The organism is Telluria sp. ZB4P36 (genome assembly GCF_059685865.1).
Genome location: NZ_JCASIE010000013.1, coordinates 150,965 through 165,175, shown reverse-complemented (window position 1 = coordinate 165,175; position 14,211 = coordinate 150,965). Strand labels below are relative to the sequence as shown.

Annotated in this window: 9 protein-coding genes; 8 read left to right on the top strand and 1 reads right to left on the bottom strand. The window is 59.7% G+C overall.

The window, feature by feature from the left end; translation table 11 throughout:
• The first annotated feature begins 419 nt into the window (after positions 1-419).
• Positions 420-2,942 (top strand): hybrid sensor histidine kinase/response regulator, encoded by a 2,523-nt coding sequence (locus tag AC56LK_RS17390; RefSeq protein ID WP_497185735.1) that lies wholly within the window; start codon positions 420-422, stop codon positions 2,940-2,942.
• Positions 2,943-3,040: 98 nt separating this feature from the next.
• Here the strand turns inward: AC56LK_RS17390 and AC56LK_RS17385 are convergent, their stop codons facing one another.
• Positions 3,041-4,738, bottom strand: a complete 1,698-nt coding sequence (locus AC56LK_RS17385; protein WP_497185734.1) for a methyl-accepting chemotaxis protein — start codon at positions 4,736-4,738, stop codon at positions 3,041-3,043.
• 890 nt (positions 4,739-5,628) lie between these two features.
• Between AC56LK_RS17385 and AC56LK_RS17380 the strand changes: the two genes are divergently transcribed.
• From AC56LK_RS17380 to AC56LK_RS17350, 7 genes are all read left to right on the top strand, one after another.
• A complete protein-coding gene (locus AC56LK_RS17380; protein ID WP_497185733.1) occupies positions 5,629-6,771 on the top strand; it encodes a LacI family DNA-binding transcriptional regulator in 1,143 nt (380 codons plus the stop codon).
• Positions 6,768-7,538: an HpcH/HpaI aldolase family protein gene (locus AC56LK_RS17375; RefSeq protein WP_497185732.1), complete on the top strand. Its 771-nt coding sequence runs from the start codon at positions 6,768-6,770 to the stop codon at positions 7,536-7,538. The genes AC56LK_RS17380 and AC56LK_RS17375 overlap by 4 nt, the downstream gene beginning before the upstream one ends.
• Before the next feature lie 705 nt (positions 7,539-8,243).
• A complete protein-coding gene (hisD, locus tag AC56LK_RS17370) occupies positions 8,244-9,521 on the top strand; it encodes a histidinol dehydrogenase (protein WP_497185731.1) in 1,278 nt (425 codons plus the stop codon).
• The gene (locus AC56LK_RS17365; protein ID WP_497185730.1) at positions 9,518-10,273 is read left to right on the top strand and encodes an SDR family NAD(P)-dependent oxidoreductase; all 756 of its coding nucleotides are present in this window, start codon (positions 9,518-9,520) and stop codon (positions 10,271-10,273) included. The genes hisD and AC56LK_RS17365 overlap by 4 nt, the downstream gene beginning before the upstream one ends.
• A 16-nt stretch (positions 10,274-10,289) precedes the next feature.
• Positions 10,290-11,291, top strand: coding sequence for a cupin domain-containing protein (locus AC56LK_RS17360; RefSeq protein ID WP_497185729.1), 1,002 nt, complete (start codon positions 10,290-10,292; stop codon positions 11,289-11,291).
• Positions 11,288-12,037, top strand: coding sequence for an alpha/beta fold hydrolase (locus tag AC56LK_RS17355; protein ID WP_497185728.1), 750 nt, complete (start codon positions 11,288-11,290; stop codon positions 12,035-12,037). Before AC56LK_RS17360 ends, AC56LK_RS17355 begins: the two co-directional genes overlap by 4 nt.
• A 290-nt stretch (positions 12,038-12,327) precedes the next feature.
• Entirely contained in the window at positions 12,328-14,208 is a 1,881-nt protein-coding gene (locus AC56LK_RS17350; RefSeq protein ID WP_497185727.1) for a putative bifunctional diguanylate cyclase/phosphodiesterase, read from the top strand.
• Positions 14,209-14,211: the final 3 nt, after the last annotated feature.

The window sequence follows — 14,211 nt, the reverse complement described above, 5'->3', positions numbered from 1 at the left end:
CAGCTTCACGGCTTCTTCCTTGAGTTCCGGGGTGTACGTCTTCTTCAATGTCATCATAAAAGCTCCTGTTGGTGAACTTTACCAAACAAGAGTGTCCGAAAAAATCAGAGTACCTCATTCTTCCGAGAACAAGCCCTCCATGCGCCAAGCATAAACTTCAACAGGAACTTCAACCCTGTCGAATATGACCGTTATGGCGGGAAGGAATGCCGGTCCTCGGCTGATAGGCGGACGAATACCGAAAGGAATCGCGAGCGCTTCTACGCTCAATGCATAAAACAACAAGAAACCTGCTGTCGTCCATTGAACACGATTCGATGACACTGGATTGTTACGCATAATGTGTGCGAAGATGTAACAGTCGAGCAGCTTTGAATCCGACACTTTTACGGAGATGACCAGATAAGGTCAGCGGAAAAATGCAAAACAAGAATTGGCCGGCTCGCGACAGCGATATGGCACACCTGATTCGTATGCACGATTGGAGCTCGACGGAACTCGGGCCGATTTCTGAGTGGCCAGAAGCTTTGCGCAGCTCGGTCGACTCAATCCTCCTGGACCCAACACCCCGTGCTCTAGCCTACGGTGAAAAAGCGATACTTATCTATAATTCCGGCTATGCGGAGATCTGCGACCAGCGGCACCCCCGCGTTCTGGGAATGCCCCTTCTTGATGCATGGCCAGAAGCCGCAGATTTCAATAGCAAGATGCTGAAAACCGTTCTTGGGGGGGAAGGCCAGGTTTACCGCGACGTCTGTTTCAAGCTCATGCGTGGCGGCGTTATCCGGGATTGTTGGTTTGACCTGTATTATTGCCCGGTCGTCGATCACGAAGGCAGGATCATGGGCGTAAAGGCAACCGTGATCGAAACAACCGAAAAAATCTTGGCCGACCAACACCGCCTGATGCAGCAAAAAGAGCTGACTGAGGTATTAGCCAGATATCGAGGATTAACGATTGCGACGTCGGATATCGTATACCGTATGAGCCCCGACTGGAGCGAAATGTGGGAGCTCGACGGCCGCGGGTTTATAAGAGATACGGCATCGCCCTTCCGAACGTGGATCGATGAATATATTCCGCTGGACGAGCAGGAACGCGTGTGCACGGCGATCAATCTTGCCATCCGAAGCAAGGGAATATTCCAGCTCGAACATCGGGTTTGGCGTGTGAACGGGAGCATCGGGTGGACATTGTCGCGTGCCGTTCCAATGCTGGATGAACATGGGCAGATCAAGGAGTGGATTGGGGCGGCAAGTGACATCAGTGAGCGCAAGGCTGCGGAGGAAGCGCTGCGCGAGAGCGAACGATTGTTTCGCACCCTTTTCAACTCTATCGACGAAGGGTTCTGCGTCATTGAATTCATTGACGGACCACATGGCTGCCTGAGCGATTTTGTGCATATCATGGCGAATCCCGCTTACGCATCGAATGCGGGCATCGACAATGTCGTTGGCAAGCGCATGCGTGAGGTGGCACCGCTGGAAGCGGAAGCATGGATCGGAATTTACTTGCAAGTGCTGCTTAACGGCAAACCGATTCGATTCGAACGCTACCTCGAGCAGACTGGGCGCTACCTGGAATTGGCGGCCTTACGAATCGAACCTGCCGAGCGCAAGCAGGTTGCTGTGTTATTCAAGGATGTGACCAATCGCTATCATGCAGAAATTGCTTTACGCGACTTGAACGAGACCCTTGAACGCCGGGTTGAAGATGAGCTGCAGCAACGTTTGAATACTGAGAATGCGTTACGGCAAGCCCAAAAGATGGAGGCTGTTGGACAACTAACTGGAGGCATCGCGCACGATTTTAACAACATGCTCTCCGTCATCTCTAATGCTTTAGAACTCATTCGCCGTCGTCTTAATTCCGAAGATCAGGCAATTTTAAAGTATGTAGAGTTGGCCAAGGGTGGCGCCACTCGGGCGTCGCAGCTGACAAAGCGCCTTCTCGCTTTCTCACGCCAACAACCGATGTGTCCGGGGCCTGTCCTGGTGAATCAACTGGTGGAAGGCTTGTCGCCACTACTGAAACACTCGCTGGGCGGCGCTATTGTTTATGATGCCGTGCTAATCGCTGATTCCTGGCTGACCTATGTGGATTCAAGCCAGCTGGAAAATGCCATCTTGAACCTTGTGGTCAACGCGCGTGACGCAATGGAACAGGGCGGGAAACTGACAATCGAGACGCGCAACTGTGAAGTTACGGACAGGGACACAACCGCCGCAAACCTCCCTCCAGGTGACTATATTCTGATTGCGATCCGTGATTCCGGTGCTGGAATGCCTCCCGAGGTCATTTCAAAGGCATTTGATCCTTTCTTCACGACTAAAGAAGCAGGACGCGGTACCGGACTTGGATTAAGCCAGGTATATGGGTTCGCGCGCCAATCTGGGGGCCATGTCAGAATCGACTCCCTGGTTGTCCAAGGAACTACAGTCGAAGTGTATTTGCCTCGCTACACCGGCAAACTCATCCCACTGGTTGAAAATGATAAGCCGACGGGACTCGTCACCGGAAACGCAGAGGCGGTCCTTATCACCGATGACGAGGCCAGCGTACGGCTGCTTCTGGGAGAGATGCTGGTTTGTCTAGGCTACCGCGTCTTCTCTGCTGAAGGCGGCGCATCAGCCTTGCAAACGCTTGCACGCCATCCTGAAATTAAGCTTCTCCTCACTGATGTTCTAATGCCGGACATGAACGGACGAGAACTTGTTGACGAGGCATTGAAGCGACACCCGAACTTGAAAATATTATTTACTACAGGCCATGTCGGCAACATTGCATTAACCGATCGAATGAATGATCACAATATTCATATACTGCTTAAGCCCTTCACCGTCGAAGAGCTGGCATCACGAATACAAGAATTACTTCTCACGGCAGATAAAAAGGATGCTGACAGCGTATCTGATTCATCGACAGGAATGCTATCGACTTGACATTGTGGCTTCAAATACGAGCTCTTTATTTTATTCCCGTAATTTTGAATTTTACCATTAGCACTTATTGCGGGGGCACCGGACTCATGTTACTACTATCAAGCGTCACTGGCGCAGACCGGGACTTTCCGAGCATGTGTTGCAATGCCGACGGTGACGCGCCCAAGTGCCGCGTCTCCGGCTGAAGGAAGCACCGATGGCGAGCGGACCTTGATGCTTTTCGGCGCGGGCGATCCCGCCATGCCCATACGCTCCAACTTGAAAATACTGACTGCCTGCGCGAGCTTGGCGGCTTGCTCCTGCAGCGATTCTGCAGCGGCGGCCGCTTCCTCAACCAGTGCAGCATTGCGCTGCGTGACTTCATCCATCTGGCCGATGGCCTGGTTCACCTGTTCGATACCATCAGTCTGCTCTGCGCTGGCAGTTGCGATCTGACTCATGATGTCGGCGACCCGCTTGACGCTTTCCACGATCTCGTCCATCGACGCACCGGCACGATCGACCAGCTTGGTTCCAATATCGACCTTGCTCACGGAATCCGCGATCAGCAATTTGATTTCCTTGGCTGCAGTAGCGCTACGCTGGGCCAGGACGCGGACCTCGGAAGCTACGACCGCAAAGCCACGGCCTTGCTCGCCAGCGCGTGCGGCTTCCACCGCCGCGTTTAACGCGAGAATGTTCGTCTGGAATGCGATCGCGTCGATCACGCTGATGATGTCGACTATCTTGTTCGACGAGTCATTTATCGCCCCCATTGTTTCGACCACTTCCGCCACCACCATGCCGCCTCTGACGGCTGCGTCCAATGTGGACGATGCAAGTTGGTTTGCCTGCCTTGCATTGTCCGCGTTTTGCTTGACCGTCGACGTCAGTTCCTCCATGGACGATGCGGTTTCTTCCAGTGAGCCGGCCTGCTGCTCGGTGCGCGAGGACAAGTCGAGGTTGCCGGATGCGATCTCATGCGACGCAGTAGCGATGGCGTCCGTACCGCTGCGCACGTCGACCACGATGCTCGCCAGGCTTTCGTTCATGTTCTTCAGGGCTTGCAGCAGTTGACCGGCTTCATCGCCAGTCGTGATGTCAATGCGGCTGGTCAAGTCGCCTGAAGCAACTGTATTGGCCAGATCCAGCGCCTTGTTCAAGGGCCGCGTGATCGAACGCGTTATCCAGTAGGCCGTAAAAGCGGCGAACAGCATGCCGCCTGCGCCCACGGCGAGTAACAGGAGACGGCTGGTTTCGTAGGTTTCCGTGACTTCAGCGCTCGCCTGGTGAACACGTCCCATCTGTAACCCGATCATTTCATCCAGCACTGTCTTATAGGCCCGTAAATGCGGGCGTGATTCCGCATTAAGGTAGGCCTTTGCTTCTTCCACCGCACCAGACGCAACCAACCTGATCAGATGGTCCGAACTTACACCAAATCTTGCATCGGCATCCAGCACTTTTTGCATGACTTCTTTACCCTTTGGCGTCTGTATCGTCCGCCGCAAATAAGCGAGGTTTTCCTGCAGTATCTTGCGCGCTTCGCTGATGTGGCCAAGCTGCCTTTTGCGGTCGGCTTCGCTATCGTTGTTGATCGTCATTGTTCTCAGTGCTATCGCGATCGCATTAGTCTGATCGATAGCGGAGTTGGCATGGGTGATTTTCGGTGCATTGTTCTTCACAATGCCGACAGTGCCCTCGTGCACCTTGCCGAGCATAACGATCCCGATAAAGATGCAAATGAACATTAGGAAATTCATCATGCCAAAACCGATCGCCAGGCGCGTTCTTATTTTCAGATTGGAAACGTTCATTTTTATTAGTGGTTACGTAGGATAGATGAATGCCCCGACAGCGCGTTTCCTGACGAGTCTCATGTTGTCGTTCGACATCCGGAAGGGCAAGATCAGCCGACATGATCATGCTTTCCAAGGTGCTGAAACCGTTGGAGTCCAGATTTAAGCCGCGTCAGGCGCACCGTATGGCGGCGCTTACCAGATCATCTTAATAAAAGTAAGGCCATCCCAGGTTCAATGTCCGCTTCCTGGGTCAGAGGAATGCTACTCTTAGCGAAATTATTGCGGTAGTGACATACAATGCCATCAGTGTTGCCTTGGTAGGACAATGATCATTCATTAGCATGAACTCCGATCGATTCGTTTCCTTTAGCGGATCCTGGATATCGTAGATTCATCCAACCCTCGGCTTCTTCCAGCTCTCGTCGATCACCGGCACAAGCTAATTGACGAAATCCAAAAGATGATCCGCGTTCCGCCGGTGCTGCATGTTTTAGCTTAAGCAAACGAACCAGGCACCGCTGCACGGCACTGGCCGGAGCCGACCACACGAGCAGGGCGAGCTCCCGGCTTTTTCGCCACCTGGTTGCACGATCATAGACGCTCTTTGCATGCGAAGTCAATTATTTCGCCAGCATGTTCTGCGTTACGCCGCCAGTCGCCCGGCGCCGTAGTAGCCCTTGCGATTGCAGGTGAGCGCCGATGCGGCCTGGGCGACATGCCATGCGCGCTCAGAATTGTCAGGAAGCACGACGAGCCCGCACTCAGCCAGGTTTCTTGCATTCGAAGTGCAGTAAACGCAGCTGAGTCGTCTCCATTCGCATCACTATCGCGCCTGCCGCTCTGCGAGAAAGCGACGTCATTGTGGATAGATTGTGATGCAGTCGGATGCACAGACGGTGCGCTCCATGTTCGTATTCGTGTATAGTTCACACATCGCAACTGCCAACCACGCACAGATGGCAACCAAAAAAAACAACGGGGCCGACGCTCTTGCACCTGCGCCTGCGCAAAAGCGCAAGCGGGCCACATCCTACGATGTCGCTTTGCGCGCGGGCGTGTCGCAATCGGCCGTTTCGCGCCACTTCAAGGAAGGCGCCAGTGTTTCCCCAGAAACGCGCGCGCGCATCGCGAAGGCGGCCAAAGAACTCAATTACATACCGAATGCGCTTGCACGCGGCTTGATAACGCGCCGTTCGCAGCTGGTAGCGGTCCTTATTTCGAACCTGACCAACCTGTACTATCCCGAAGTGCTTTCCGAACTGAGCCTGCAGTTCGCCCGCCTCGGCATTCGCGTACTGCTGTTTACCGTGCCGCACGAAGCGGACATCGACAAGACCATTTCAAAGGTCTGGGAGTATCCGGTCGACGGCGTCATTGCCGCAACCCGGCTGTCTTCCGCCCATGTGCTGGAGTTCGAACAGCGGGGCATCCCGTTCGTCCTGTTCAATCGGACGCTCGCGGAGCGGCCCGTCAATGCCATCGTGTGCGACCAGATCGAGGGCGCGCGCCTGTTGGTCAACAGGCTGGCGGCAGCCGGCCTCAAGCGATTTGCCATTATCGGCGGGCCAAAGGACTCGGTGGTCGGCCAGGAACGTACCCGGGGGGCGCGCGAACGGATCCTCGAGCTCGGCCTCCGTGATCCTCCCGTATATGTTGGCGACTATGACTACCAGAGCGGAGTGCGCGGCTTGCGCCACTTCCTCGGGCTGCGCGGCAAGGCTCCGGAGGCCATTATTTGTGGCAACGACATCATGGCGATCGGCTGCGTCGATGCGGCGCGCCATGAATTCGGCATCGACGTTCCCGGGGCCCTATCGGTGGCCGGCTTCGACGGGGTCGAACCGTCCACCTGGCTCAGCCACAATATAACGACGCTGCGCCAGCCGGTACAGAAGATGGCACAGGCCACCGTCGAGATGCTCCATTCGCTGATCGGCAACCACGACTGGTCGCCTGAAAAACGGGTGTTCGGCGCACAGTTTATCGAGGGCGGCACCTGCCGCCTCGGACCGGCGGACGAATCCGCCATCATAGGAGCGAAAGCATGAGGATCAGCAGTTTCCGCGCTCGTTTGCGCCAGGGCGACGCCATGATGGGCACCTTCCTGAAAACCCCATCCCCCATCGTATGCGAGGTCCTGGGCCTCACGCAGCTGGCATGTGTCTGCATCGACGCCGAGCATGCCCCTTTCGGCAGACTCGAGCTCGACAGCTGCATCGCCGCATTCCGTGCAGCCGACATGCCGTCGCTGGTGCGGGTGCGAACCAGCGACCCCGGGGAAATCCTGGGCGCGCTCGACTCCGGCGCCACAGGCGTGGTGCTCCCCCACGTCATCGACGGCGTGCAGGCAGCCGATATTGTACGGATGGCGCACTACAGGCAGGGAGGGCGCGGCTACGCGGGCTCGAGCCGCGCGGCCGGCTACACCACCAAGCCGATGAGTCAACACTTGCGCGACAGCGCCGCAAGCGTCACGGTCGTGGCCCAAATCGAGGACGCGGAAGCCCTGCCCCATCTCGATGCCATCGCCGCTGTCGAAGGAATCGACTGCCTGTTCGTCGGGCGCATGGATCTGACTTTGTCTCTGGGCGCAGAAAGTCCGCTGGATCCGGTTGTGGTCGACGCGGTCGAGCAGATCTGCGCCGCCGGCCGGCGCCATGGCAAGACCGTGGGCATGTTCGTGCCGGCAGGTGAAGACTGCGCGCTGTGGCGGCAGCATGGCGCGACCCTGTTCATGCTTGCGTCCGACCAGCAGTTCCTGCTCGACGGGGCTCGCGCCCTCGCCGGAAAACTCACCCCCGCCCAGGTGGCTTGAAGAGGCCTGCGCCTGCATCCACAACGCGGCCTTGTCGATAAACCTAGTTATCCTGGACCTGGCCGTTAAAAGTTCGCCATGTCCATGGCGAGAGTCGCGACCGGCTTGCAGCCTATCGCCGCATCGCGCCGCTCCCGCGGCGCAGCCTCTTCGCGCTAGCGCAGCGCCGCCCTGCCGGCGCGCCCGCCTCCGCTGCCAAACGCAAGGCGCTCGACAACCACCACATACATGTTGCTGAACCGGCGCGAGCCGAGGAAACTCCCCGCGCATCGCCCAAAGCGATGAATTCACCGGCCAGCAGTTGCCGATCAGGAACTTCCGCAAGCGTGACGCGGCGGCGGCGGCGACGTCGAACAATGCGGTCGGCACGGACTCAGGCTGCTCGCCAGTGGAGGAATCGGAATCATAGCGGCGCATGTCGCCCTCCCGCCTTCAGATCGGTCGATGCCGATGCAGATACACAAGTCGCGGTCGCCAAATCCGGCCTTGTCGTCCGGCGCCATGCTGTCGGCTTACTACACATCAATCGAGAGAGCGAAGACTTCGAATGCACACGAAGCCTCGAAAAATCGATCGCTTTCCCGAGAAGATAGTGACACACCTGCTAAAAATCTTCGAAGACCGATTGCATTCGAAGTCAAACAGGTGAATAATGCGGCTATTGCACGACCCATCTCAGACCTCAACCATCACGGAGCCAGCATCATGATCAGTTATCTCAAAGAGGGTAAGACCGCGGACCAGAAGGAACAGATCGACAACCAGGTACGCGGTACTGTCGAAGCCATTCTGCAAGACATCGAACAACGCGGCGACGCCGCCGTGCGCGAGTACTCGCAAAAATTCGACAAATGGGCACCAGCGTCGCTGCGTCTGTCGCAAGAAGAAATCGACGCCTGCATCGCCTCCTTGCCAGCCCAGGCCATCGAAGATATCCGTTTCGCCCAAGCGCAAATCAAACGCTTCGCGCAGATCCAGCTCATGTCGATGCGCGACGTCGAGGTGGAGACCCTGCCCGGCGTGGTGCTGGGTCACCGGAACATTCCGATGAATTCGGTCGGCTGCTACGTACCGGGCGGAAAATATCCACTGCTGGCATCCGCTCACATGGGCGTTCTCACCGCTAAAGTGGCTGGCGTCAAGCGCGTTATCGCCTGTGCCCCGCCCTACGAGGGCAAACCGGCACCGGCCATCGTGGCCGCGATGGCCATGGCAGGCGCTGATGAAATCTATGTCGTCGGCGGCGTTCAGGCGGTAGCCATGATGGCGCTCGGCACTGACAGCGTACAGCCGGTAGACATGATCGTCGGGCCAGGCAATGCCTATGTCGCCGAAGCGAAGCGCCAACTGTACGGCCGGGTAGGTATCGACCTGTTCGCCGGTCCTACCGAAACGATGGTGATCTGCGACGATTCGGTCGACGCCGAGCTGGTCGCCGTCGACCTGCTGGGCCAGGCCGAACATGGACCGAACTCGCCGGCGGTGTGCGTCACCACCAGCAGGCGCATCGCGGAGGAGCTGCCTGGCCAGATCGAAAAGGTGCTGGAGCGCTTGTCGACGCGCGATGTGGCGAGTGTCGCCTGGCGCGAATACGGCCAGATCATCTTGTGCGACAGCGACGAAGAAATGTTGGCCGAGTCCGAACGCATCTGCTCGGAACACGTGCAGGTCATGACACGCGACCCGGACTGGTTCCTGCAGCGCATGAGCAACTATGGAGCAGCCTTCCTGGGCCACCGCACCAACGTTTCCTACGGCGATAAGGTCATCGGCACCAATCACACGCTGCCGACCAACCGCGCCGGACGCTACACAGGCGGCTTGTGGGTGGGGAAATTTATCAAGACCCACACTTACCAGCGCATTCTGACGGACGAGGCCTCCGTACTGATCGGCGAATACTGCTCGCGCTTATGTGCGCTGGAACACTTCGCCGGTCACAAGGAACAGGCCGACATCCGTGTACGGCGCCTGAAAAAATGAACGCGCTCAAAGGCAAAGTCGCGCTGGTGACCGGGGGCGCGGGAGGACTCGGGGCGGCAATCTGCGCCGAACTGGCGGCGGAAGGGGCGCGCGTGGCGGTAGGCTACCACCGCTCCGCCTCGGCCGCGGGTGAGCTGGCAGCGACGCTGCCGGCGGTCGAAGGCGGCCACGCGGCGGTGCATGCGCCGGTCACCGACAGCAATGCGCTGCGCACGCTGGCCGACACCGTGAGCGCCCGTTTCGGCCGCCTGGACGTTCTCGTCAACTGCGCCGGCACTACCCGCTTCGTCGAGCATGGCGACCTCGACGCCCTTGACGACGCGCTCATCGACGACATTCTCGCCACGAATGTGCGCGGGCCCTTCGCCATGGCACGCGCCCTGCGCGCTCTTCTCGAAGGCGACGGCGGCGGGGTCATCGTCAACATCTCGTCAATCGCGGCCCAGACCGCCGTCGGCAGCAATATCATCTATTGCGCCTCGAAGGCCGCTGTCGACAACATGACCAAGTCTCTCGCGCGGGCACTGGCTCCCGAGATCCGCGTATTGTCGGTCGCGCCAGGCCTGGTCGACACCGACTTCGTGCGCGGGATGGACGCCGCCTGGCGCGACGCGCAGGCCGCGCGCACACCGCTTGCACGCCTGGCCTGCCCTGCCGAAGTCGCACGTGCGGTAGTGGCCGCCAGCGCCCACCTTACTTTCTCCACCGGTACCGTGATCGCGGTCGATGGTGGACGCCCTCTTGCTTGCTAAGTTGAAAGGAACTATCTTGGCCCTCCCCCCCCCCCTGCGTGCCCGCCTCGTCCGCTATGACGAGCTGCGGCCCTGTACCAACGCCTTCATCGACGCCCGCAGTCCCGGCAGCGACCAAAAGGAAAATTTCACCATCATCGGCCCCGGGGTGGCGGAAAACCCCCAGCAGCACGTCCACATCCGTACCGCCCATGGCTTCAACATCGGCGCGGCGCGCCAGCCGCCCCGCTGCACCAATTCGCTGCACAGCCACGAGACGGCAGAAGTCTTCATGATTCACAGCGGCACCTGGCGTTTCTTCTGGGGCGAGCACGGGGAGGACGGCAGCGTGCTGCTTACCCCGGGCGACACGATCTCCATCCCGACCGGCGTGTTTCGCGGCTTCGAAAACGTCGGCGTCGGGCCCGGCTTCATGTTCGCGGTCCTGGGCGGTGACGATCCGGGGCGCGTACACTGGGCTCCGCACGTCATCGAAAAGGCGCAGGCTTATGGCCTGGTGCTGCTTGAGGATGGACGCCTGGTCGACACCACGCTGGGCGAGAGCGTGCCGGCCGGCGCTAAGGTAGTCAGCCCATCCTCACGCGAAGAAATTGCATATATCCGTGTGCCGAGCTATGCGGAGATGCGGCGCAACGTCGCCGCAAAAAGCGATCTGCGCCCGCTCGAAGGCGGCGCCATGTCTGCGCACGGCGCGCGCGAGTATGCGATCATCGCACAGAATGATTACGCCCCTGCCGCCATCGCCGCACCGCACGACTTCAGCGTACGCCTTCTCGCGCTGGACGTCGGACAGCGTACACCGGCCTATGTCCGCAATGGCCCGGAAGTGCTGCTGATTCAGTCCGGGAAAGTACGCTGGCGAAATACACAGGGAGACGAAGTCGAGCTTGCGGCGGGCGACACGTTTACCGTCCCGGCCGGCATGGCGCGCGTACTCGAAGCCCTCCAGGCTTGCGAGCTGTTCGTCGTGATCGGCGGTCCGGACCACGTCGAGCTCCTTGCGGACACGCCGCGATGAGGCCATCCCTGGTATTTTTGCCTGGGACCCTGTGCGACGAACGCGTCTGGGAGGAATCCGCGCAGCTGCTGTCGTGCTACGGCGCCTGCCAGCACGTCGACTACGGCGCGGCGGACAGCATCGCCGCGATGGCTGCGGATGTGCTGCGTGCGTTTCCCGGCCCGTTGTTGCCGATCGGATCCTCGATGGGGGGAATCGTGGCCCTGGAGATGGCGCGCCAGGCCCCGGAACGGCTCAGCGGTATCGCCCTTTTCGGCGTCAACCCCGGCCCCGATACAGCTGAGCGGGCGGCGAGCCGCGACGCCCAGCTGCGTTATGCGCGCCAGCAGGGTATCGGCGCGCTCGTCCGCGACCTGCTGGCGCCGTTTTGGTTTACCAGCGATTGTGCACACTATCCGGAACTCGAAGGCGCTGCAGTGGCAATGGCGGAGCGGCTCGGAATCCCCATCCTGGAGGCACAGTTCGAAGCCTTGGCGGGCCGTTCCGATAGTTGGTCCTTGCTGCCGGAGCTGCGCATACCGGCCCTGGTTGCTTACGGCGAAGCCGACCGCGTGTGTCCGGGGCCACTGCAGGAGGACATGGCGGCGCTGCTGCGGCACGCGCGCCTGGAAGGAATTGAAGACGCCGGACATCTGGCGCCGATGGAACAGGCGGCCGCGTGCGCTGCACTGCTTGCCGATTGGATCGGCGGCGAGGGTCTCATGGAAAGCAATGGGGACGAAGGCGCGCAGATTCACCTGCGGTAGGCGTTCTACTTGCCGGACGACGGCCCGAGGGGGCGAGAATCCAATGAGACGGCTGCGCGCAACACCACCCGACGTTTCCGGTTTCCTGCAAGGTAGCTATTCTTAAAATAGATGTCGTGCGATCATTGTGCAACTTCGCTAACCTGGAAAAGCGTATATTTTCAATCAGGATCCGCTCTTGGCGATCATCGGCCCACCGCGGCGCCAGCTGCCGACTCAGGCAATGCTCCAGTGGCTTGAGCAGGTCTTGAATCGAAGGGCAGATGCTTCCAACTCTTCCGGAGTTCGCGATGGACAATAGTGCTGTCTCTAAAGAACTGGCGCGCGTCAACCGCACCTTGCGCACCGTGAGTGCGGCTAACCGCACCCTGCTGCGTGCTACCGACGAAATGGAACTCCTGCAGGCCATGTGCCAGGTGGCGGTGGAGACCGGCGGCTACCGCATTGCTTTGGTCGCTTATGCAATGGACGATCCCGAAAAGAGCGTGGTCCATGTTGCCGCGGTCGGCGCCGATGAAGCCTTCCTCGAAGTTGTGCCCAAGACCTGGGCCGACAACGAATTCGGCCAGACGGCGATCGCGACAGCGATCCGCACCGGCAAGCCCAGCGTGGCGCGAAATATTCTGACCGAATCTGCCTTTGCGCCCCTGCCAGGGCTGCGCGATCAGGTGCGCGCCAAGGGGCTGGCGGCAGTCACCGCGTTGCCGCTCGAGGTCGAAGGCAAGATCATCGGCGGGATGATCGTGCTGGCTGCCGAACCCGAAGCCTTCGGCCCGGCCGAAGTGGAGCTGCTCAGCGAGCTCGGATCGGACCTCAGCTACGGGATCGCCAGCTTGCGCACCCGCGTGCGTCACCGGGAAGCGGAAGCGACGATCAAACGCCTGGCCTTTTACGACAGTCTGACCGGCCTGCCGAACCGTACGCTGCTGATGCAGGAGTGCGAACGGGTGCTCGAGACTGCCCGAGCGGACAACACGCCGGCCCAGGTGCTGCATCTCGAGCTGGGGCGCTTCGGCGAGATCAACCGTGTGCTCGGCTATGCTTGTGGCGACCAGCTCCTGCTCGAGCTGGTGCGCAGGGTCGGCGCCGTCCTCCCCCCGGACGCCGTTTTCGCGCGGGTCGGCGAGGCGGAGTTCAGTGTGGTCGCTCCTGGCTGCGCCTCGGACGCGATCACCGTCGCCCGCAAGCTGAACTCCCTGATGGAAGAACCGTTCCCAATCGCGGACGGCATGATCGATGCCCGCATCGGGGTCGGTATCGCAATCTATCCCGGTCACGGCACCGATGCCGCCACCCTGGTACGGCGTGCCGCCGGGGCCTTGCAGCAATCCGGCCATGCCTACGGCGGCTACGCCATGCATGCCGGCGGGCTCGAACGCGACAGCCAGCGGCGCCTGCATCTGATCGGCGACCTGCACCGCGCGGTGCGCCAGCACGAGCTGCGGCTCTACTGCCAGCCCAAGGTGGACATCGCCTCCGGCGCGCTGTGCGGCGTCGAAGCGCTGGTGCGCTGGCAGCACCCCCAGCACGGCATGATCCAGCCCACCGAATTCATCCCGGTAGCCGAACAGGCGGGCACGATCACGCCGGTAACGCAATGGATCATGGATAAGGCCTTTCAACAAAGCTATTTATGGCACCGGGCTGGACTCGAGTTGCCGGTGTCGGTCAACCTGTCCGCCCACGACCTCTACAACCCGCAGCTGCTCGACCGCGTCGCCGGCCTGTTTTCCACCTGGGGCCTGCCGCCAGACTTGATCCAGTTCGAGTTGACCGAGAGCGCACTGATGGCGGAGCCGGCCATCGCCCTGGAGACGCTGCGCCGCCTGAAAGATACCGGGGTGCAGCTGTACGTCGATGATTTCGGCACCGGATATTCGGGCCTGAGTTACCTGCAGCGCCTGCCGGTAGACGGGATCAAGATCGACCAGTCATTTGTGATGCCGATGCTGAACAACAAAGATTCAGGCGTCATCGTCTCGTCCACCATTGACCTTGGGCACAACTTGAGCATGAAGGTGGTCGCCGAAGGCGTTGAGAACGAAGCGGTCCTGCTGCGCCTGGGCGAACTCGGATGCGATATCGCGCAAGGCTACCTGATCGGCAAACCGATGCCCTCGGGCGCGTTGCAGGAATGGGAAATCAGCCATCGACTCAAGAGCTGGCATTAGCAG

Coding starts and splice junctions, on each gene's coding strand:
- AC56LK_RS17375 (WP_497185732.1), top strand. CDS start 6,768: ATGAGGATCAGCAGTTTCCGCGCTCGTTTGCGCCAGGGCGACGCCATG.
- AC56LK_RS17380 (WP_497185733.1), top strand. CDS start 5,629: ATGTTCGTATTCGTGTATAGTTCACACATCGCAACTGCCAACCACGCA.
- AC56LK_RS17385 (WP_497185734.1), bottom strand. CDS start 4,738: ATGAACGTTTCCAATCTGAAAATAAGAACGCGCCTGGCGATCGGTTTT.
- AC56LK_RS17350 (WP_497185727.1), top strand. CDS start 12,328: ATGGACAATAGTGCTGTCTCTAAAGAACTGGCGCGCGTCAACCGCACC.
- AC56LK_RS17355 (WP_497185728.1), top strand. CDS start 11,288: ATGAGGCCATCCCTGGTATTTTTGCCTGGGACCCTGTGCGACGAACGC.
- hisD (WP_497185731.1), top strand. CDS start 8,244: ATGATCAGTTATCTCAAAGAGGGTAAGACCGCGGACCAGAAGGAACAG.
- AC56LK_RS17365 (WP_497185730.1), top strand. CDS start 9,518: ATGAACGCGCTCAAAGGCAAAGTCGCGCTGGTGACCGGGGGCGCGGGA.
- AC56LK_RS17390 (WP_497185735.1), top strand. CDS start 420: ATGCAAAACAAGAATTGGCCGGCTCGCGACAGCGATATGGCACACCTG.